At 68.9% G+C, this 19,683-nt stretch carries 16 protein-coding genes; 5 read left to right on the top strand and 11 right to left on the bottom strand.

Annotation, left to right across the window (positions count from 1 at the left end; genetic code table 11):
* Positions 1 to 32: 32 nt before the first annotated feature.
* Positions 33 to 2,153, top strand: a complete 2,121-nt coding sequence (locus tag LR394_RS34805) for a flagellar hook assembly protein FlgD (protein ID WP_231448933.1) — start codon at positions 33 to 35, stop codon at positions 2,151 to 2,153.
* Positions 2,154 to 2,159: 6 nt separating this feature from the next.
* Here the strand turns inward: LR394_RS34805 and LR394_RS34810 are convergent, their stop codons facing one another.
* The 5 genes from LR394_RS34810 to LR394_RS34830 all read right to left on the bottom strand — a co-directional run bounded on the left by LR394_RS34810 (position 2,160) and on the right by LR394_RS34830 (position 7,110).
* On the bottom strand, positions 2,160 to 2,843 hold the full coding sequence (locus tag LR394_RS34810; protein ID WP_231448934.1) for a class I SAM-dependent methyltransferase: 684 nt from the start codon (positions 2,841 to 2,843) through the stop codon (positions 2,160 to 2,162).
* A 70-nt stretch (positions 2,844 to 2,913) separates the two neighbouring features.
* Entirely contained in the window at positions 2,914 to 3,888 is a 975-nt protein-coding gene (locus LR394_RS34815; RefSeq protein ID WP_231448935.1) for a VWA domain-containing protein, read from the bottom strand.
* A 90-nt stretch (positions 3,889 to 3,978) separates the two neighbouring features.
* Entirely contained in the window at positions 3,979 to 4,983 is a 1,005-nt protein-coding gene (locus LR394_RS34820) for a D-alanine--D-alanine ligase family protein (RefSeq protein WP_231448936.1), read from the bottom strand.
* Positions 4,984 to 4,987: 4 nt separating this feature from the next.
* The gene (locus LR394_RS34825) at positions 4,988 to 6,289 is read right to left on the bottom strand and encodes an ATP-grasp domain-containing protein (protein ID WP_231448937.1); all 1,302 of its coding nucleotides are present in this window, start codon (positions 6,287 to 6,289) and stop codon (positions 4,988 to 4,990) included.
* Positions 6,286 to 7,110, bottom strand: a complete 825-nt coding sequence (locus LR394_RS34830; RefSeq protein WP_231448938.1) for an O-methyltransferase — start codon at positions 7,108 to 7,110, stop codon at positions 6,286 to 6,288. Before LR394_RS34830 ends, LR394_RS34825 begins: the two co-directional genes overlap by 4 nt.
* A gap of 319 nt (positions 7,111 to 7,429) precedes the next feature.
* On the opposite strand from LR394_RS34830, the gene LR394_RS34835 reads away from it, so the two are divergent.
* Positions 7,430 to 8,629, top strand: coding sequence for an RNA-guided endonuclease InsQ/TnpB family protein (locus tag LR394_RS34835; protein WP_231448939.1), 1,200 nt, complete (start codon positions 7,430 to 7,432; stop codon positions 8,627 to 8,629).
* A 37-nt stretch (positions 8,630 to 8,666) separates the two neighbouring features.
* Here LR394_RS34835 and LR394_RS34840 read toward each other — a convergent pair whose 3' ends face one another.
* Positions 8,667 to 9,872 carry a sedoheptulose 7-phosphate cyclase gene (locus LR394_RS34840; RefSeq protein ID WP_231448940.1) on the bottom strand — a complete coding sequence of 402 codons (1,206 nt, stop codon included), beginning with the start codon at positions 9,870 to 9,872 and terminating at the stop codon, positions 8,667 to 8,669.
* 848 nt (positions 9,873 to 10,720) lie between these two features.
* On the opposite strand from LR394_RS34840, the gene LR394_RS34845 reads away from it, so the two are divergent.
* On the top strand, positions 10,721 to 12,208 hold the full coding sequence (locus LR394_RS34845) for an MFS transporter (protein WP_231448941.1): 1,488 nt from the start codon (positions 10,721 to 10,723) through the stop codon (positions 12,206 to 12,208).
* Between the two features lie 44 nt (positions 12,209 to 12,252).
* Here the strand turns inward: LR394_RS34845 and LR394_RS34850 are convergent, their stop codons facing one another.
* Positions 12,253 to 14,514, bottom strand: a complete 2,262-nt coding sequence (locus LR394_RS34850; protein WP_231448942.1) for a glycoside hydrolase family 3 N-terminal domain-containing protein — start codon at positions 14,512 to 14,514, stop codon at positions 12,253 to 12,255.
* The gene (locus LR394_RS34855; RefSeq protein WP_231448943.1) at positions 14,511 to 15,158 is read right to left on the bottom strand and encodes a sugar O-acetyltransferase; all 648 of its coding nucleotides are present in this window, start codon (positions 15,156 to 15,158) and stop codon (positions 14,511 to 14,513) included. The genes LR394_RS34850 and LR394_RS34855 overlap by 4 nt, the downstream gene beginning before the upstream one ends.
* Before the next feature lie 123 nt (positions 15,159 to 15,281).
* Here LR394_RS34855 and LR394_RS34860 point away from each other — a divergent pair, with 123 nt between their 5' ends.
* Positions 15,282 to 16,520 carry an MFS transporter gene (locus LR394_RS34860; protein ID WP_231448944.1) on the top strand — a complete coding sequence of 413 codons (1,239 nt, stop codon included), beginning with the start codon at positions 15,282 to 15,284 and terminating at the stop codon, positions 16,518 to 16,520.
* On the opposite strand, the gene LR394_RS34865 is transcribed toward LR394_RS34860, so the two are convergent.
* Together LR394_RS34865 and LR394_RS34870 are read right to left on the bottom strand one after the other, a co-directional pair.
* Entirely contained in the window at positions 16,517 to 16,984 is a 468-nt protein-coding gene (locus tag LR394_RS34865; protein WP_231448945.1) for a hypothetical protein, read from the bottom strand. The genes LR394_RS34860 and LR394_RS34865 overlap by 4 nt on opposite strands.
* A gap of 99 nt (positions 16,985 to 17,083) precedes the next feature.
* Positions 17,084 to 17,521, bottom strand: coding sequence for a (R)-mandelonitrile lyase (locus LR394_RS34870; RefSeq protein WP_231448946.1), 438 nt, complete (start codon positions 17,519 to 17,521; stop codon positions 17,084 to 17,086).
* 127 nt (positions 17,522 to 17,648) lie between these two features.
* Between LR394_RS34870 and LR394_RS34875 the strand changes: the two genes are divergently transcribed.
* On the top strand, positions 17,649 to 18,527 hold the full coding sequence (locus LR394_RS34875) for a helix-turn-helix domain-containing protein (RefSeq protein ID WP_231448947.1): 879 nt from the start codon (positions 17,649 to 17,651) through the stop codon (positions 18,525 to 18,527).
* Here LR394_RS34875 and LR394_RS34880 read toward each other — a convergent pair.
* Positions 18,517 to 19,386: a hypothetical protein gene (locus LR394_RS34880; protein ID WP_231448948.1), complete on the bottom strand. Its 870-nt coding sequence runs from the start codon at positions 19,384 to 19,386 to the stop codon at positions 18,517 to 18,519. The genes LR394_RS34875 and LR394_RS34880 overlap by 11 nt on opposite strands.
* Positions 19,387 to 19,683 lie beyond the last annotated feature (297 nt).

Below are 19,683 nucleotides of genomic sequence, written 5' to 3' on the forward strand. Positions count from 1 at the left end.
TGATGGTTGCACCGCTCATTGCATCGGGGTCGGTGCGGGCGCAACCGACGGTCCCGGCGATCACGGTGGAACCGGTGGTGCCGGGCTCGGTCGACCTGCGTCTGCTGGATGTCAGCGACGGGCGGCTCGCACTCGCGCGGGACGGCGGTTCGCTGCTGACCGGCGAGACCGGCCTTCTGCGGGAGGTCGGCGAGCATCGGCAGCTGGCCTACGCCTATGCCGAGATCAATGATCTGCAGGGCGAGGTACTGCGCTGGAGCGAAGCGGTCGGCGAGCAGAAGTTCGTGCTGCACACCGTGAACCTGAGCACCGGTGTGCGGACCGCGCAGCGCATCGACGAGGCCCCGATGGCCTGGACCCCGCAGGGCTGGATCGGCCTGCGCGACGGCACGCTGACCCAGCACGAGGGGGAGACGGAGCGGGTGCTGTTCAAAGGCGTGCCGGACGACGACTTGCTCTTCTGGCCGTGGGCAGTGAGCGACGGTGAGCGCACCATGCTGTCGTACTCGCCGAACGATGACGTGCCCCTGCGGGTTGTGCTGATCACGGACGGCGGTGCCCAGGTCGAGACGCTGGGTGAGGTCCGTGGCAAATCCGGCGAACTGATCAGCGGGATGGCGCTCACCCCGCAGTCCGAGGTGTGGATCGGCAGCAAGTACGGCAAGGTCACCGTGCACCGCCGGGACCGCACCACCGGCCGGGTCGCCGATGTTCCGGTCCCCGGTCTGAACGGTGAGGATCTGCCCACGGTGGCCGCGGACGACGAGACGATCGTGGTCAAGGAGGACCGCGGATTCCTGGGCGAGGGCGCGGTGGGCCGGTTGCGGCGGTGGGACGGCTCCGCCTGGACCACGCTGAAACTGGCCGGATCGACCAGCGAGGACATCAAGGGCCTGGGCGGATTCGCCCTGGACGACGGGTCTGTCTATCTGTCGGTGTCCGGCGCGATCGACGGTGCGGCCGGGGTGTACCGGGTCGACGCCGACGGCCAGGCCCAACGGGTGGCCACCGCGGCTGGAGTCCGCTCGGTGTTCGCCGAGATGGCCCTGAGCGGCGGACGTCTCTACTTCACCGAACGCCGTGCCGCGTTACCGGTTGCCTACGATGTTCCGCTGTACTCACGCACCTTGCTCCGCACTCCAGGCGGCGATCTTGCCGGGTTGGGTGCCCGAGCGGCCGAAGGGCCTGTCACCGACTATCCCGACCGGAAGAACAGACCCACGTTCAGCGTCTCTGGTGACCGGATCATGGTCGGTCCGGGGCGCCGCGAATTGTGGAGCAGCTTCATCGGCCCGTCCTTCGTGATCGACCGGCTGAAAACGGTGAAACAGTCCGGTGCCTACCTTCTGGGTAGCGGAAAGCTCTATGCCGCCAACCCGGCCCGGTCGGATGCGGTCCTGACGGCTCAGCTGGATCTGAAGACTCAGCCCGCCGACCTGTTCGGGCCGAGGGTGCTCTGGCGCACCCGGGCCGGCCGGGTGCTGTTCCGTAACGTCCTGAACGGCCGTAGCTCCCGCGAGCTGGTCGCTTCTGGGGCGAGCGGTCCGGTGGCGATCTGGCGTAACCGCTTCGCCTGGCTGGATGAGCGCGGCCGGATCGGGGTGCGCGCCTTGGCCGGAGGAAAGACCCGTTACCTGGCCGCTGACTCCGTTCGGACATTGAGCCTGAGCGAGCAGGTGCTGTCCTGGACCGACAGCGGCGGCGGGGTGCACCTGCTCGACCTCACCCGGAAGAACTCGCAGCCCGTAGAGACCGGTCTGCGCACGCCCTACCAGATCGATGGTGACCTGCTGGCCGGCCTGGACGAGTCCGGAAACATCCGCGTGGAGCAACTGCCTTTCTCCGACCGGAACATCCCGCCCCGGCTGATCAGTGCCGTCGCACCGAAAACAGTCGGCGCAGGGACGGAGTGGACCGCGCAGTTCGACGTCACCGGCCCGGTACGCCAGGCTCGTCTGCAGATCCGGCGGGACGGCCGGGTGGTGCGCACGCTGACGGGCCAGGGCAGGCACAACCTGATCGAGATCGACTGGAACGCCCGGACCAGCACCGGCAAGAAGGTGAAACCCGGCCGCTACCAGTTCATCCTCAAAGGCGTTGAGCCGACCGAAGGTCGGGGGACGGTCCGCGGGGTGCTGCGCGTGACGCGCTGAGCGCGGTCAGCAGACCCGGATCACTTTCTGCCCGTCGATCTCCTTGTACTCGCAGTACAGGTCGGGGTGGGCGGCGAAGGTGTTCCACAGCCGGTCCTGCCAGACCTGCACGTCGCCCCAGCAGCCGTAGAACTTCATGTCGGTCAGGCAGATCGCCTTCAGCCCGCCGTTGAAGAAGGCCTCCCAGGTGGCCGCGGCCACGCCGGGGGCGTGTGAGCTGTGCAGGTCGTCGATCACCACCAGGCCGTCCGGGCCCAGCAGCTCGCGGGCGGTCTCGATGTCGGTCCTGACGTTGGGGTACAGGTGCGAGGCGTCGATGTGCACGAACCGGCAGCTGGCGTCCGGCACCTGGTCGGTGAGGGTCTGGGTCGGGGCCTGGATGATGCGCGGCAGGGCGGGGTGGAAGGCCAGGAAGTTGCGCTCGAAGGCACTGCGGGTGAGCGACGGGTAGGTGACCTGGTTCTCGAAGGCGGTCTCGCCGTCCCCGATCGGGCTCTCGAAGACGTCGCAGACGATCAGCTGCTCGCCGGGAGAAAGGTGCCGGGCCAGGTGGATGGCCGATTTTCCCAGGTAGGCGCCCATCTCCAGGACGTCCCCACCGATCGCCAGGTTGCGCTGGGCCTCGAGCAGGGTACTGAAGGCGATCTGGTCCGGGGCCCAGAACCAGCCGGGGACGTCATCCAGGTTCATAGTTGGTCCACGCCCACAGCTCGGCCCAGGGTTCAGCTGGTGGACAACGGCAAGGCCCCCGAAGCAGCGGCTAGATCAGCCGGGCGAACCAGCGTAGTGAGAGGGCGGCGGCGATCAGGGCGATGACGAACGCCGCCGCCGAGAAGTAGGGGGCCAGCTCGCGGGGTTCGGTGGTCCAGGCGATCGACGAGCCGATGTCCTCGTACACCTCGCGCAGCTGGTCGCTGCTCTCGGCCTGATACGCCGTGCCGCCGGTGGACTCGGCCAGGCGAGCCAAGGTCTCGGCGTCGGCGGGCACCCGGCGTTCCTGCGGGGTTCCCTCGTCGACGACGCCTTCGGGGGTGCCGTAGGCGATGGTCGAAACCGGGACGCCGGCCTCGGCGGCCGCTGCTGCGGCGGCTTCGGGCGAACGCCCGGTGACGCTGGTTCCGTCGGACAGCAGCACGATCCGGGCCGGAATCGGCTCGGCCTCAGGCTCTTCGGGATCGGCGGGGGTCAGCCGGGCGTCCAGGTCACGGACCTGTTCCAGCGAGGCGAACACCCCTTCGCCGACCGCGGTCGAGACGCCCAGACGCAGGCCGGAGAGCGCGTTCTTGACCGCCTCGTGGTCGGTGGTCGGGGTGGCCAGCACGGTGGTGTAGCCCTCGAAGGAGATCAGCCCGATCCGGAACCGTTCCGGGAGTTGGTCGACGAACTGCTCACCGGCCTCGATCGCGGCCTCCAGCCGGCTCGGGGCCACGTCGGTGGCCCGCATCGAACCGGAGACGTCGATGGCGATCATCACGGTGGCCTGCTCACGCTGGACCCGGATGTCGGCCTCGGGGCGGGCGGCCGCGGTCACCAGCAGCACCAGGGCGAGCAGGCCCAGGCCACCGGTGGCGGGGCGTCGCCAGCCCGGGCGCTCGGGCATCAGCCGCCCGAGCATGCCGGGGGCGGCGAAGCGGGCGGCGATCCGGCCCCGGCGCTGGTGGATCACGACCGCAGCCACGGCGAGCCCGGCCAACGGGACGAGCAGCAGCAGGAACCAGGGCGACAGGAACGTCATGAGAGCGCGGGCGACGGCGACATGCCGCCCACTTCAGCACGGCCCACCGAAAGCCTCGGTAAGTCCCTGCGAAAGCCGAGCGAAAGAGCCTCACCCGATCTGCCGGAGCATGGTGGCGAACAGTTCGGGCAGGGCGGTGCCGGCGGCTGCGGCCATCGCCGGGATGACGCTCTGCGGGGCGAACGAGCAGTACAGGCCGGCTTCGAGAAACCAGGGACGGCCGTCCGGATCGATCCGGAAGTCGAACAGGCTGTAGTGGCGGCAGCCCAGAGCCCGGTGGCTGCGGCGAGCGGCTTCCCAGACCGGGGCGGTGACCGGGTCGGCCTCCTCGACGATCCAGGAACGGTCGGCGGTCTTGGCCGAGAAGATCAGTTCACCGGCTTCGTTGCGGCGGAGTTTGTCGGCGTGGGAACGGATCGGCTGGTTGAGCGCGTACTCCTCCAGCGGCAGGCAGATCAGTTCGCCGTCCTGTTCCAGCACCCCGCAACGGACTTCGCGCCCGGCCTCGATGTAGGTCTCGACCAGGACGCGGCTCGAGCAGGTGAAGGCCTGGTCCAGGGCGGTTGCGTATTCGGATTGATCATGGACGAGGGTTACGCCCAGTGAGTTGTCGCCGTCGACCGGCTTAACCACCACCGGAGGTTCGAGCGTTGGGGGTGTAGCGGGGGTGAGTAGTTCGGCCGGAGGCACGGCTACTTCGGCGGCGGCCACGATGGCGCGGGTGTGGGCTTTGTCGGCGGCCAGCGCCATGACCGGTCCGGTGTTGCCGAGGTACGGCAGTCTGAGCACGTCCAGCAGTGATCGGTAGGTCGTCATCCCTGGTAGGCAAAACATCTGGGGGAGAATGGTCTTCGGTCGGATCGTGGTGAGATGGTGGACGGCGTCGGTCACCTCGATTGGCTCGGCCGCCTTGAGCGCTGGATCGCTGAGATCGTCCGGGAAACACCAAAGCCCGTCGGGGGTGACGTGGGCCGCTCGCATTTCGTACTGCTCGCCGAGCGCCGCCCAGGCGCCGCGTGCGTAGATCAGGGAGAGGTCGGCCAGGAAGGGGTCGGTGGCGGAGCCGGTCAGATGCAGCACGACGGGTGGAGGCACGGCGTCAGTCTCCGGCCGGTTCGACGAGTTTGCCGATGTTGAAGTCGATCCGGATCCAGGGTTTGCCCAGCCGGAGGTTGTGCAGCAGCAACGACGGGATCTGCAGGTGGTGCACCAGCAGGAACGGCAATGGGTCGTTCCGGTCGAAGATCGCGTCCTTGCCGTTGCGGATCACCGCGAGCCGGGTGCGGGCGGCTGCCGGGTGCGAAAGCATGCGCCAGAGCTCGTGATACGTCCAGTAGGTGGGGCGGCTGTCCGGGGTCGGGCGGTCGATCACCGGCCCGTCGCGGTCGAGGTAGGCGCGGGCCAGGCCGGGGTGGTCGTAGAACATGGTGACGGCCGAGTGGGTGCGGGGGTTGCATTCGATCGGATGGACGGTGCCGGTCCGGTCGAGCATGAAGTCGAAGCTGATCTGACCGGTCAGTTTCAGGGCGCCGGCGAACTTCTCCACCCACTGGCGGATCTCGGGCTGATCGACGTCGGCATAGTTGACCTGGAAGGCGGAGGACTCGCAGCAGCAGAATACGGTGATCCGGCCCTCGCGCACGGTGCTGTGCGTGCAGTACTCCTGGCCTTCCACGTAGGCTTGCATGATCCACGGGTTTTCGGGGGAAATCGGTTTCGAGTGAACGAATTCGGCGGTATCGGCCGGGGTGGGCCGGGGTAGCGGAGTCAGGTCGAGCCGGTGCACCGGGTCGTAGGCGATGCTTTTGAGGACGTACGGGCCGGGGCGCGCGGTGAAGTCGAAGTCGGTCACCTGCTGGGGTGCGGTGATCCGGTGCGAATCGGGAACCGGCAGGCCCAGGGAAGCGGCGAGCTCGATGAACGCGTGCTTGTCGTCCAGCTGTCGCACCAGGTCGGCGTCGGCGTGGATCACTTCGCAGTACGGTTTCAGCAGGGGAGCGGCGAGCGCGTCGTAGTAGCTGGCGGCCGGGCTGCAGACCGGCACGTACACGTCCACCTTCTCCCGCCGCACGATGTCGAGCAGGGCCTGCGCGTAGCCCGGGTCCCGTGGTGGGGGAACGGTGTGAAAAGCTGCCACTGCGCGCGAGAACCGGTGCCCGGTGAAGCGGTACTTGGCCTGCTCCACCAGGACGACGCGGTGGCCCTCGGCGTGGAAGGAGCGGGCCAGTTGCAGAGCCTTGGTCATCTTGCCGCCGCTGATCAGGACGGTGAGCGGGTTCTCGTTCGGGGGCGGTTCCCGGCGAGGGTTGCGGATCAGGGCCGTGGCGGTGATCGCCAGGTTGACCGGTAGGGCGGCGGTGAGCAGGGCCAGCGTGCCGATGGTCTTGAAGGCCGGCGTCATCGGTCTGCCTCGGTGCGGCGGATCAGGGTGACGCCGTCGCGCACCGGCAGCAGCACCTGTTCGACCCGGGGGTCCTCGGCCACGGCCCGGTTGAACTCGTCGATGGCGCGGCCGTTGGGCGTGGGCTGATCGGTGGCCCAGGGCTGACCCTGCATGAGGGTGTTGTCCACGCAGATCAGCCCTTCACGGGTGATCAGGTCGTGGGTCAGCAGGGTGTCGAGATAGGAGCGGTAGCCGGCCTTGTCGGCATCGATGAAGACCAGGTCGAACGCCTCGCCGGCCGCGGCCAGCTGCAGCAGAGTCTCCTGGGCCGGGCCCACCCGGACGTCGATCTTCGCGCCGTGCTTGGCGGTGGCGAAGCTCTCCTGAGCGAAGGCGGCCACGTCCCGGTTGAGTTCGCAGGTCACCACCCGGCCGCCGGTCGGCAGGGCCTCGGCCATGGCCAGCGCCGAATAACCGGTGAACATGCCGATCTCGAGGATGTCGCAGGCCCGGGTGGCGTGCACCAGGAACTGCAGCAGCTGACCTTCGACCTGCCCGGAGAGCATCTCCGGTTCGGGTGCGCCGGGATCGTCCGCCTGGCTTCTCCAGTCGTGGGCGAGCGTGCGTTTCTCCAGTGCTTGCAGGTCTGGCGAGGCCGGAGAGCTGTGCTGGTTCAGGTAGGGATCGAGGCCACCGGCCAATCGGCTGGCCTGCTGCAGACCACTGAGCAAGGACGCATCAGTGCCGGGAATGCTTTCGGCGAGCCTCAGAAGCTGCTCCAGTTGCTGCGCGAGGATGCTGGCCGGCGTGACCGGTCGCGGTGCCTTGGGCGCGCTCATCGGGGCCCTGCCCGGAAACCCGGTCCTTCAGGTCCGGGATGAATGGCGGTCACGGCGTAGGCCTGATCAGTCGGGATGTTTCTGTCCATCGATGTATCTCCTGATGATCGTCGGCGCGCTGAGTTGCATTGCCCGGCCAAGAAGGTCAGCGACCGCAGATGGTCTTGGGGTGTGGGTACGTAGTCCGGCACCTCAAGCGATGCACGCGTTGCGCATGGGGCGATCGCGGCTGGTGGGCGTTTCGTTGAGCGAGCATTTTCGGTTGCAGGTGTGAAAGACCGAGTACGCGAACCTGTTCCAGGCGGGTATCGTTGGGCGCATGTCTCGGTTCCGGCTGTATCCGACTGCGGCGCAGCAGGTGCTGTTGCTGGAGGCGTGTGGGCATGCTCGGTACGTGTGGAACCTGGCGCTGGAGCAGCGGAACATGTGGCGCCGGGATCGCCCGCGCACCCCGAACTACGTGGCGCAGGCCCGGCAGTTGACCGAGGCGCGTCGTGAGTTTGCCTGGCTGGCGGCTGGTTCGGTCACGGTGCAGCAGCAGGCCCTGCGGGATCATGACCAGGCGTGGCAGAGCTTCTCCGCGGGTACGCATGGTCGGCCGACCTGGCGTAAACGCGGCCGGCATGAGGGGTTCCGGATTGTCGGCGGCGAAGCTCAGCGGGTGCGGCGGGACAACGGCCGTTGGTCGGCGGTGAACGTGCCGAAGGTGGGCTGGGTGCGGTTCAAGCGCTCCCGTGTCCTGCCTGACTTCAAGTCGTATCGGGTCACCCGGGACCGGGCCGGGCGCTGGCATATTGCATTCGCTGCCATCCCAGAACCGATCCCCGCGCCGGGTACCGGTGAGATGGTCGGGGTGGACCGGGGCGTGAAGGTCGCTGCCGCGTTGTCCACAGGTGAACTGTCGTCCCCGGCCGGCCTGCGACCCGGGGAGGCGCGGCGGTTGCTGCGGCTTCAGCGGTGTCTTGCTCGGGCCCGGAAGGGCTCTAACCGGCGTGAGCGGGTCAAGAGGCAGATCGCCCGCTTGCGGGCGCGTGAGGCCGACCGGCGCAAGGACTGGGCCGAGAAGACCAGCACCCGTCTGGCTCGCCGGTTCGACGTGATCGGTGTCGAGGCCCTGAACGTCAAAGCGATGACCCGCCCGGCACGCGGCACCATCACCAAGCCAGGCCGTAACGTCCGGCAGAAGGCGGGGTTGAACCGAGGCATTCTCGCCGCTGGATGGTCCCTGCTGGTGGCCCGGCTCGAGCAGAAGGCGCCCGGGCGGGTCGTGAAGATCAACCCGGCGTTCACGTCGCAGACCTGTCACGCCTGCGGGCACCGCGCACCGGAGAACCGCCAGAGTCAAGCGGTGTTCCGGTGTGTGGCCTGCGGGCATCAGGCGAACGCTGACGTGAACGCTGCCTGCAATATTAGGAGTATCGCCGCAGGGCTTGCGGTGACAGCGCGTGGAGACAGGGTGAAGTCGGCCCGGTCGGTGAAGCGTGAACCTCAACGAAAACGCCTCCCCACGGTCGCGTGAGTCGTTGGAATCCCGGCCCTTCAGGGCCGGGAGGACGTCAAGCGGCGAACATGTCCTCGCCGTGTCCGCCGCGGGGGTAGCGGCTGACCACGCGGCGATGCTCGGCCAGGCCTTCCTCCAGCTCCGCGCTGCTCAGATCGTTGACGAAGAAGCAGGTTCCGATCGGCCGGGGCATCGCCGCCCGCAGCAGGCCGTGCCGGGTCTGCAGGATCGAGGCGGTGGCCCGGTGCAGCAGTTCCGGGGTGAGCTCGGGACTGTCCAGGGCCAGGCCGAGCCGGCTCATCAGCCAGAACAGCCGGTCTCGTTCGCTTTCCACGATGTAGCCGCGGGTCAGGGCCAGGGTGGCCGACAAGGCCATGTCGATGTTGATCGCGTGCCCGTGGAAGAACGGCCGTTCCGGGGCCAGTTCCAGGTGCGGGCTCCAGGTGTGGCCGTAGGCGATCACCCGGTCCAGGTCCAGTTCGTGCAGGTTGGGCACCTCCAGGCGCAGCATGGTCTCGATCGCGCCGTAGGTGAGCTGGTGCGCGATCCGGCGCATCTCCGGATTCTCGCCGAGGTGGCCGAACCGGGTGCTGACCAGCTCCTCGGAATGCTTCTCGAGCAGCTCGAACAGTTCCGCCCCGGCCACCGTGGAGATCTTGATCAGCTCGGCCATGCCGTTGCGCAGCTGATCGGTGGGCAGGGTGCGCAGGAACGAGAAGTCCAGGATCACCTGCCGCGAGGCATGGTAGGCGCCGAGCCGGTTCTTGTGCCTGCCGTGGTTGACCCCGACCTTGATCGAGACGCTGGCGTCGATCAGCCCGATCAGCGTGGTGGGCACCCGGATGTAGTTCGAGGAGCGGCGGAACGCCGCGCACGCGAACCCGGCCACGTCGGTGGTCAGGCCGCCCCCGACGACCAGCACCGGTTCCTGCCGCAGCAGACCGAACCGGCCGAACGCGTCCACCATTCGCTCGAGGGTCCGCAGCGACTTGTCGGTCTCCCGGACCACCACCGGAAAACTGGTCAGGGCGATCCGGTGATGCTCGAAGTAGGCCCCGATCTGCTCGCCGTACAGCTCGTGCACCCGTTCGTCGACCACCAGCAGGCACCGGCCGAATTCCCGGTAGACGTCGGCGATCTCGGTGTTGTGCAGGGCGAACGCCCCGTCCACGTAGAGCAGCGAGTAGTCGATCTTCTCGTAGGCCTCGACCCGGAAGAGCCGGTCGGTGGCGGTCAGAGTCGGTTGCGGGTAGCCCGTCATGATCTGTTCGTCTCCAGTCCCCGTCGGTGGAGCAGGCATGATGCATCGAGCGGCTGAGATCTGAGTTCGGCCTGAGGCTCTGACCCGCCTGGGCCCGGCGGTGCCGGTGATCCGGCTGGATGAGCGCGGGCGGCGGGCGTCTGCGCGGACCTGGCTTCTCCGGTTGCGCAGCGGGTGGCCTGACTTCGCGAAAGGCCTTTTCCCTACGAATAGATAGGAACACTTGGCCGCGCAGAAGGCAACAGTCCCACGTTGTACTCGGCCGCTGGATCCGCCAATCGGTCCGTGCACCGGGGGTTGCGGTGGGCCCGGCCAGGGAGCTAGCTCCCGCCACCGAGACGAAGATCGCCGAAAGCTGTTGGAGGGAAAGGATCTTGTGTCCGGCAGGTCTGGGAGCCCGTTGGCGGCAGTGAACGCCTGGACCCTTCCGATAATCTTTCTGGACGGGTGAGGGTCACTTCCCGGCGAGTGGGGCTGGATCTCACCCGGACCTGGCGGCCTTCGGCGGCTACGCGGTGTAGGTACGCCTGGAACCCTCTATCGGCCGACTGGCGGGCCTATGTCACGTTCCTGATATTTGACAGCTCCTTGTCCGATTCATCCAGCTTGAGCCGGACGGCGATCGCGGTGCTCGGCAGCATGTCGCTGCCCGGCCGGGTGCGCTGTCAGCACGGTGGCAGGGGCTTGTGCGGAGCCTGACAGCGGGTCCGCTGATGCTCGGACAGCTGGCACATCGTGCCTCAACTGTCATCAGCAACCTGCCGATCACCACTCTTACGCCGCGCCCGGCTCACTGGAGAACCGCGCCTGGGAAGAGGACCGGCTACCAACCTTGAAGGGAGTCGTGCATGACTTCCACCCCGCCCAAGGCCGCCACGCAAGACCCGGCGCCGCACACCTACACCTCGCTGCGGGCCGCCTGGATCCCGCTGGCCGCGCTCTGCCTGGCCTTCTTCGTCGAGATGGTCGACAACACGCTGCTGTCGATCGCGCTGCCGACCATCGGCCGCGACCTCGGCAGCGGCACCACCGCCCTGCAGTGGGTCACCGGTGCCTACTCCCTGACCTTCGGTGGGCTGCTGCTCACCGCCGGCTCGATGGCCGACCGGCTCGGCCGCCGCCGGGTCCTGCTGGTCGGGCTGGTCGTGTTCGGCCTGCTCAGCCTGACCGTCGTGTTCGTCACCGACGCCAGTCACCTGATCGCCCTGCGGGCCGCCCTGGGGGTGGCCGCGGCAGCGATGGCGCCGATCACCAACTCGCTGGTCTTCCGGCTGTTCGACGACCAGACCCTGCGGATGCGGGCGATGACCATCATGATCATCGTCGGGATGTCCGGGTTCATCCTCGGCCCGGTGCTCGGCGGCACCGCGCTGGCCCACGTCGAGTGGCAGTGGCTGCTGCTGGTCAACGCCCCGATCGCGCTGATCGCCTTCGTCGGGGTACGGCTGGGGGTCCCGGCCGACCGGCCCGAGGGCCTGACCGACGACAAGCTCGACCTGCTCGGCGCGGTGCTCAGCGTGAGCACGATCGGCCTGGCCTGCTACTCGCTGACCAGCGGGGTGGAGAACGGCTGGCTCTCGGCGATCACGGTCGCCGCGATCGTCGGGGCCCTGGCCGCCGGGGTGGCCTTCGTCCGGCACGAGCGCCGTACCCCGGCCCCGATGCTCGACCTGAAGCTGTTCTCCAACGGCACCGTGCGCGGCGCCACGATCGCCCAGATGGGCACCTCGATCGCGATGGCCAGCGTGATGTTCGGCCTGATCCTGCACTTCCAGTACGCCTACGGCTGGAGCCCGGTCAAGGCCGGCCTGGCCAACCTGCCGATCATCATCACCATGCTGCTGGCCACCCCGCTGTCCGAGGGCCTGGCCCACCGGTACGGCCACCGGATCGCCTGCCTGATCGGCGCAGCCTGCCTGGCCGGTTCACTGGCCGGGATGGCCTGGGGCGTCGAGCACGGCTACCTGCCGATCGCGATCTCGATGGTGGTGATGACGGTCGGCCTGCGCACGGTGATGACGATCTGTGCGGTGGCCCTGGTCGAGGCGATGCCCGCCAACCGCACCTCGATCGGCACCGCCCTGAACGACACCGCGCAGGAGGTCGGCACCAGCATCGGCACGGCCATGGTCGGCACCCTGATCGCCGCCCTGGTCACCACCCAGCTGCCGATCGGCGCCTGGAGCAACGCCCTGGTGGAGTCGTTCTTCCACGGCGAGCGGATCACATACGGCGTGCTGGCCGTGGTGGTCGGCCTGGTCGCGGCCGGCGGTGCGCTCACCCTCACCGACTCACACTCCACGGACGAGCACGCGGTCGAGGAACAGGCCGCCTGAACCGGCTGCGGGGGCCGCGAAACAGCAGCCCCCGCACCCAGGCCTCAGGCGGTGACGCTGAATTCGGCGTGCAGATCGGCGTTGGAGTTACCGCCCACCCAAACATCGAAAGCCGTGGCGTCGAGCACCCAGTCACGGGTGGCCGCGCTCCAGTAACGCCGTTCCTCGGCGCCCAGCGTGAACTCCACCCGCTCCGTCTGGCCGGCCGCCAGCGACAGCCGCCGGAAGCCCTTGAGCAGGCGTACCGGCCGCGACGAAGTGCCGTAGCGCTGGTGAAGGTAGAGCTGGGCCACCTCGTCACCGTCGTGCCCGGAGGTGTTCGTGACATCCACGCTCACCGTGAGGCTTTCGTCTCGGCCGACGCTCGCGGCGCTGACCGTCAGGTTGCTGTACGAGAACGAGGCGTAGCTCAGGCCGTGGCCGAACGGGTACAGCGGGGTGCTCTCCTCGTCCCAGTAGCGGCGGTCCTGCTTGACCGGGTCGTGAGAACGGGTGTGCGCGTAGTGGATCGGGACCTGCCCGACGTGCCGCGGCCAGGAGAACGGCAGCTTGCCGCCCGGAACCGCCTGGCCGAAGAGCAGATTCGCCACCGCGTCGCCGCCCCGGGTGCCGGGGTACCAGACCTGCAGGATCGACGGCACATTCTCCTCGGCCCAGCGCAGATCCAGCGGACGACCGCTCATCAACACCACCACCGTCGGCGTTCCGGTGGCCACCACCGCCTGGAGCAGGGCCAGTTGCTCGCCGGGCAGATCGAGGCTGGAGCGGGAAGCACCCTCGCCGATCATGTCCTGACGCTCACCGACCACGACGACCGCCACGTCCGCCGCGGTGGCCGCATCCACGGCGCGCAGCAGTTCGGCCTGGGCGTCGAAGTTTTCGTCGGTCTTGCTGCCGTCGCCCCACATGTCGAACATCGAGGGGAAGAGCCGGATCGGGGACGGGGCGCCCGGCGCGTAGGTGACCTCCACCGGAGTGTCGAGCCCGTTTGCGTACGACCGGATCCCGTCCAGGATGGTGACGGTCTCGTCCAGGTCGTAGTCGAAGATCCACGGCCCCAGCGTGTCTCGTTTGGAGTCGGCCATCTGGCCCAGCACCGCGATCGAGCGGACGACGTCGTTGCTGCCGTCCGGAACGACGGTCAGCGGCAGCAGGCCACCCTCGTTCCGCAGCAGCACGGCGCTGCTCTCGGCGGCTTCACGGGCGGCGTCGCGGTGGGCCGGGTCGGCCAGCACCGTCTGGGCGGCCTGCTCGTCCACGAAGGGGTTGTCCAGCAGGCCGAGCGCTTCCTTGGCGTTCAGCAGCCGGCGCACGCTGGTGTCGATGCGCTCGAGGTCGACCCGGCCGTCGGCCAGGGCCTCGTCCAGGTGGGCGTAGGCCGGGTCGTGGATGGCCATTTCCAGGTCGAGCCCGGCGGTCAGCGCCTTCACCCCGGCGTCGGTCAGATCCGCGGCGTAGTGGTGGGTTTCCAGGTCACGGGCGGAATTGGCGTCCGAGACCACGAAACCCTCAAAGCCCAGGGCCTCGCGCAGCACCTCGTGCAGCAGCCAGCGGTTACCGGTGGCCGGAACCCCGTTGAGGTCCATGTAGGCGGACATCACGTTGCCCGCGCCCGCGTCGATGGCGGCCTTGAACGGCGGCAGGTAGGTGTTCCAGAACTCCTGGTCGGACAGGTCCACCTCGTCGTAGTCGCGGCCGCCGAGCGCAGCGCCGTAACCGGCGAAATGCTTGGGCCCGGCGATGATGTGCTCGTCGGCGCCGAGGTGCGGGCCCTGGAAACCGCGCACCTGAGCGGCGGCCACCGCGGCACCCAGGTAAGGGTCCTCACCGGCGCCCTCGATGATGCGTCCCCAGCGGGGGTCCCGGGCGATGTCCAGCATCGGGGCGAAGGCCCAGTGGATGCCGACCGCCCGGGCCTCGCGCGCGGCCACGGTCTGGGCCTGCTCGATCAGCTCGGGGCTCCAGGAGGCGGCCATCGCGATCGGCACCGGGAAGATGGTGCGCAGGCCGTGGATCACGTCGAAACCGAACAGCAGCGGGATGCCGTGCGGATTGCCGGCGATCGCCTCGCGCTGCAGCCGGTTGGTGGTCGCCGGATCGGTGACGAACAGCAGCGAACCGGCCCGGCCCGAGGCCAGCGCCTGCTCCACGGCCTGGATCTGGCCCGGGGGCAGGGTGCTGTCGTCGCCGTCGGGCGGCAGCTGGAAGTAGAAGTACTGGATCAGCTGGCCGATCTTCTCGGCCGGCGTCATGCTCTGCAGCAGTTTCTCGACGCGGGCCGACGTCTTCGTCTGGTCTGCGCTCATCGGGCACCTTCCGGGGATTCGAGGGTGAGGGTTCGGGGCGCGCGGTAGGTGAACTCGCGATCGGCTTCGGTGATCGCGCGCAGAATCCGGGCCGGGACGCCGCCGACCACCACATCGGCCGGGACGTTCGCCGTCACCACGGCTCCGGCCGCCACCACCGAGCCGCGGCCGATGGTCACCCCGGGCAGGACGGTGACGTTCGCACCGATCCACACGCCGTCCTCGATCACGATCGGGGCGGAGAACTGCTCACCCGTGGCCCGGGTGTCGGGGTGGATCGGGTGGCCGGCGGTGGTCAGGGTGACGTGCGGGCCGAACATCACCTGGTCGCCGATGTGCACCGGGCTGTCGTCGATGATCGTCGTGCCGGTGTTCAGGTAAACGCTCGAGCCGACGTGGGTGTGCACCCCGTAAGCCACGAACAAAGGCGGCTCGGCCCACACTCGTGCGCCGATCGTCCCGAAAAGCTCTTTCAGGACCCGGTCGCGCCCGGCCAGATCACGCGGCGGCAGCTGGTTGAACTCGCGCGCGAGCTCCTTGCCCCGGACCCGCGACTCCTCGAGGTCGTCCAGACCTGGGCCGAAGTCCGTGTACAGCTCCTGGGCGTCCATCCGACGCCGGACTTCCTTCTCGCGCTCGTCCAACTGAGCACCCCTTTGCGCTCGTCGGCCACCTTCGCGGGCGGCCGGTTTTCACTGCATGTACGAACGTACACGAATCTCGACCAGCTGTTAATAATTGAACGGAAATCACTTACGCTGCAGCGCATGAGTGAGCCTCCAGGCCCCGACACCCGTCGCTCAAACAGCCCAATGGCAGACGTCCTCGAGGACGATCGCGCTCGGGTGGCCCTGCTGTGGCGGGTCCGGGTGGCCAACACCGGGCTGTTTCTACTGACCGGTCTGGCGACGGCGCTGTGGGTGGTGAACATCCCGGCGGTACAGGAGCAGGCCGGCGTCTCGAAGTCCGTCCTGGGGCTGCTTCTGCTGGCCCTGGGCGGCGGATCGATCGTGGGGATGCAGGTCGCGGGCTGGATCAGCGACCGGTACGGCAGTCGGCCGACCGCGGGGCTGGCGGTGGTGATCATCGCGCTGGGGATCAACGGCCCCGGCTGGGCGAGCAGTGGCTGGCAGTTGGCGTTGCTGCTGCCGCTGCTCGGCCTGGGCACCGGAACGATCATCGTGGCGGCGAACGACCAGGCCGTGAAGATCGAGCAGGCCTACGGCCGCCCGATCATGTCGGCCTTCCACGGGTACTTCTCGATCGCCGGCGCGCTCGGCGCCGGGCTGGGGGCCGCCTTGCATGCCCTCGACGTGCCGGCGCGCGGGGCCTTGGCGATCGCCTCGGTGGCGGCCGTGCTGATCGGCCTGGCCTGCGTACCGCGGCTTCTGGGAGCACACGAGGCTGCGCGGCTAGCGGTTCCTGCTCCGGCTGAACCGGTTTCAGGCACGGAGCCCTCGGTACTCAGACCAGCCGTCGTCCTGGCCGTGCTGTCCTGCCTATTGAGCCTGGCCGAGGGCACCGCGACAGACTGGAGCGTGCTGCATGCGGTCGAGCATCTCGGCCAGAGTCAGACCTCCGCCGCGTTCGCCTACGGCACGTTCGCCCTGGCCATGACCATCGGCCGGCTGAGCGTGGACCGGGTGGTGGCGCAGGCCGGACCGGTGCTGGTGGTGCGCTGGGGCTCGGCCCTGGCCGCGCTCGGAATGCTCGGCGTGGTGCTGTCCCCGGCCTATCCGCTGACCCTGCTGGCCTGGCTGGTCTTCGGTCTGGGGCTGTCCGGCATCGTCCCGCAGATCTTCACCGCGGCGGGCAACCTGTCCCTCCAGCGCCGGGGCGTGATCCTTTCCCGGGTGGTCGGTCTGGGCTACCTCGGGATGCTGGCCGGGCCGGCGTTGGTGGGCTGGCTGGCCGACCTGATCGGGCTCAACGCCGCGCTGCTGGCACCGATGCTCTGCTGCCTGACCGGCCTGGTGCTGGCCGGTGCGGTTCGGCCCAGGGCCTAGACCTTGAGGGCGTGCAGTTCGGCCACGGCCTGCGCGACCTGGCCGGTCCGGGCGCCGGAGATCCGGATCTCGTGCAGGCCGCTGGGCGAGGCCGGGTCGGGGATCATCAGCACCAGGTCCTCGCGGGCCTGGATCGGCTCGTTGTGCATCTGCGCCTCCAGGCCCCGGACCGGCCCGGTCAGATGGGCGGCGGAGGCCACGGTGACCCGGTGACGCGGGAAGACCCGCAGATACCGCGACGAGTCGTGCAGGTTGGGCTGGCTGATCAGGCGGTGCGGGAACGAGATGATCGCCAGGTCGTGCCGTTCCGGGCAGACGTAGAGCGCGGCGTGGTCGGCACCCCGGCCGGTGCCCTGGCTGATCCCGACGAGCACGGACTGCCAGGTGTCGGTGCCGGTCAGCTGCACCAGGGCCTGCCGGGCGTCCTGCAGGATCAGCTCGAGGCTGGCGGGGTCTTTCGTCATCGGTACTCCCAGGGGCGGTCTCGTCGTTCGGCCCTTCCGTCGGCAGTCACGGGTAGTGGTGCAGGGGCCTGGCTCAGTGACAGCCGAATGGGGGCACCGTCACCCTTCGTCCTGCGGCAGGCGAAGGGCCGGCCCGGCCGTCGCCCGGTACTCCTCCTCGCTGACGTGCTCCAGCCAGGTCGTCGTGGTGGCCGGGTCGTCGGCGTTGTCCAGAATGGCCAGGTGCTCCATGAAGGAGTCGGCCGAGGCACCGTGCCAGTGCTCCTGGCCGGGCGGGCAGTACAGGGTCTGGCCGGGGTGGGCCTCGATCCGGGACTCGCCACGGGACTGGACCCAGGCCACGCCCTGAGTGATGTGCAGAGTCTGGCCCAAGGCGTGGGAGTGCCAGGCGGTGCGCGCACCGGGGGCGAAACGGACCTTTACCACGATGGCGCGCTGTTCAGGCTCGCGCGGGCCGGCGATGGCGTCCAGCCAGACGTCTCCGGTGAACTGCTCGGGCGGGTTCTTGATGGTCGGGCGGGGCGGGTCGATCTGCATGCTGGAGGTTCCTTGTCTCGATAGGTGCCTCCTATCCGAAACCGGTTTCGGCCGGAAGGGGAGTCCCTGTGGAAGGGTGGACCGGCAGAACACCCCTCAGCCATCGCACCGGACGTAGGCTCGGGGGATGAGTAGTACGGAGGTCGGCCGCCAGGTCAACGAATTCCTGACCTCCCGGCGGGCCCGCGTGACCCCGGAGCAGGTGGGCCTGCCCGGCGGCAGCAATCGGCGGGTGCCCGGGCTTCGCCGTACCGAGGTGGCGATGCTGGCCGGGGTGAGCGTCGAGTACTACTCCAAGCTCGAACGCGGAAACCTCTCCGGGGCATCGGATTCGGTGATCGCCGCGCTGGCCGACGCGCTACGGCTGGACAACACCGAGCGCGTACATCTTTTCGACCTGGCCAGGACGGCAGCTGGATCCCCGGCCCGGACCCGGCGTCGCAGCGCGGTGAAAAGTGTTCGCCCGGCCATGCAATGGGCTTTGGACAGTATTACGACCGGCCCGGCGTTCGTGCGCAACGGGCGGATGGACGTGCTGGCCGAGAACGCCTTGTTCCGGGGGATGTACTGGGATGCCTACCAGCTTCCGGACCGGCCGGTGAACCTGGCCCGGCTGACCTTCTTGTACCCGGAGATCTCCCGCCGCGTCCTGCCGAACTGGGAGTACTCGGCCGACACCAACGTCGCGATCCTGCGCACCGAGGCCGGGCGTAATCCGCACGACCGGGACCTGCAGGACCTGGTGGGCGAGCTCGGCACGCGCAGCGACGAGTTCCGGGTGCGCTGGGGCGCGCACAATGTGCGGCATCACGCCAACGGGGAGAAGCATTTTCGGCACCCGGTGGTGGGTGATCTGCACATGTCGTACGAGGCGATGGAACCGATGGACGATTCCGGGCTCAACTTCCTGATCTACGCGGCCGAGCCCGGCTCACCCACCGAGGAGGCCCTGAGGCTCCTGGCCGGCTGGGTGGCCGACCAGGAGCAGCCGGTGCTCAGAGACTGAACTCGGCCAGAGCCAGCTCGCCCAGCGACTTCTCGTCCATCGCGTCGCCGACCAGCCGCTGCACGGTCATCGCGTGCAGCGCCGGCATGCAGCTGCGCACCTGGAACGGCCGCAGTTCGGGGTGGGCCAGCGAGAACTCCAGCGTCACGTCGATCACCGCGCGCATCTGCGCCCGCAGCCGGCCTTCCCGCAGGCAGGCCCAGGCCGCCTCGTGCATGGCCCGCGACCAGACCCCGGCGGGCCAGGTGACCTCGGACAACTTCGCCGCGTCGACCTGTCCGGCCTTGATCAGCTCGATCAGGCCGAGCACCTCGGCGGTGCGCGGGCCGTACGGGAACTTGCCGTGCTCATACAGGTCGGCGGATGCCTCCGCCTGCTCAAAAGGCGCGCGCATGGCGGCAACCTGATCAGGAAGCAGGCCCGGGCTGGCCCAGTGCGCGGCGACCGAGGCGGCCACCACCGCGGCCGAGGCAGGCACCTTGCCCGCCCCGGGGATCGGCGCGATGGCGGCGTCGGGCCAGACCGAGGCCTCGCTCGCGACCAGGGCGGCAACCTGCGAGCTGGTGCCGAACCGGCCGGTGGCCAGGGCATCGGCATCCGCCGGGGTGCCGGCCTGGAGCGCGCTGCCGGTGCTGCGCAGCGTCTCCGAGAAGACCGGGGAGTTCATGTCGAGCAGGGCCACCAGGGTCCAGCCGACGTCGGTGGCCGTCTCGTCCCGGTCGTGCCAGGCCTGGGCCAGCGCATAAGCGCCGTCCTGGCTGACCCGGAAAGCGGCGCTGAGCGCGCGCAGAACCGGAACGGCGGCGGTGTGGGCAGCGGCGTCCGTAGCAAGCACGGTGGGCGAAGACAGTGTGTACATCACCACTGACAGTGCGCTCGGGGTTGGGTCTGGTCAATCAGGAAGGTGCTTTTGCCGGAGCTTCGATGACAGTACGTAGTCGGAGGCTACGATGAGCGCGGTTCACGGTGACGGGAACCATGATCAGTGGACGCTCGTCATTCCCTTCGGGGATTTCTGGGGGGGTGGAGATTGTGGCGGGGGGAGCCGGGGGGGTTGGGGGTGGGGCGGGGGCGGTGCGGGGGGGAGGGGGGGGGGGGGTGGGGGGGGGTCGGGGGGGGGGGGGGGGCGGCCGGCCCGACCTGCGGCGGCCCGGCC

This window comes from Kineosporia babensis (assembly GCF_021129305.1).
Taxonomy (GTDB): domain Bacteria; phylum Actinomycetota; class Actinomycetes; order Actinomycetales; family Kineosporiaceae; genus Kineosporia; species Kineosporia babensis.

What these genes read in the sequence shown, in the direction of transcription:
- LR394_RS34875 (WP_231448947.1), top strand. Translation starts at nt 17,649, where the DNA reads ATGAGTAGTACGGAGGTCGGCCGCCAGGTCAACGAATTCCTGACCTCC.
- LR394_RS34835 (WP_231448939.1), top strand. Translation starts at nt 7,430, where the DNA reads ATGTCTCGGTTCCGGCTGTATCCGACTGCGGCGCAGCAGGTGCTGTTG.
- LR394_RS34865 (WP_231448945.1), bottom strand. Translation starts at nt 16,984, where the DNA reads ATGACGAAAGACCCCGCCAGCCTCGAGCTGATCCTGCAGGACGCCCGG.
- LR394_RS34825 (WP_231448937.1), bottom strand. Translation starts at nt 6,289, where the DNA reads ATGACGCCGGCCTTCAAGACCATCGGCACGCTGGCCCTGCTCACCGCC.
- LR394_RS34845 (WP_231448941.1), top strand. Translation starts at nt 10,721, where the DNA reads ATGACTTCCACCCCGCCCAAGGCCGCCACGCAAGACCCGGCGCCGCAC.
- LR394_RS34860 (WP_231448944.1), top strand. Translation starts at nt 15,282, where the DNA reads ATGAGTGAGCCTCCAGGCCCCGACACCCGTCGCTCAAACAGCCCAATG.
- LR394_RS34850 (WP_231448942.1), bottom strand. Translation starts at nt 14,514, where the DNA reads ATGAGCGCAGACCAGACGAAGACGTCGGCCCGCGTCGAGAAACTGCTG.
- LR394_RS34870 (WP_231448946.1), bottom strand. Translation starts at nt 17,521, where the DNA reads ATGCAGATCGACCCGCCCCGCCCGACCATCAAGAACCCGCCCGAGCAG.
- LR394_RS34830 (WP_231448938.1), bottom strand. Translation starts at nt 7,110, where the DNA reads ATGAGCGCGCCCAAGGCACCGCGACCGGTCACGCCGGCCAGCATCCTC.
- LR394_RS34880 (WP_231448948.1), bottom strand. Translation starts at nt 19,386, where the DNA reads ATGTACACACTGTCTTCGCCCACCGTGCTTGCTACGGACGCCGCTGCC.
- LR394_RS34815 (WP_231448935.1), bottom strand. Translation starts at nt 3,888, where the DNA reads ATGACGTTCCTGTCGCCCTGGTTCCTGCTGCTGCTCGTCCCGTTGGCC.
- LR394_RS34810 (WP_231448934.1), bottom strand. Translation starts at nt 2,843, where the DNA reads ATGAACCTGGATGACGTCCCCGGCTGGTTCTGGGCCCCGGACCAGATC.
- LR394_RS34840 (WP_231448940.1), bottom strand. Translation starts at nt 9,872, where the DNA reads ATGACGGGCTACCCGCAACCGACTCTGACCGCCACCGACCGGCTCTTC.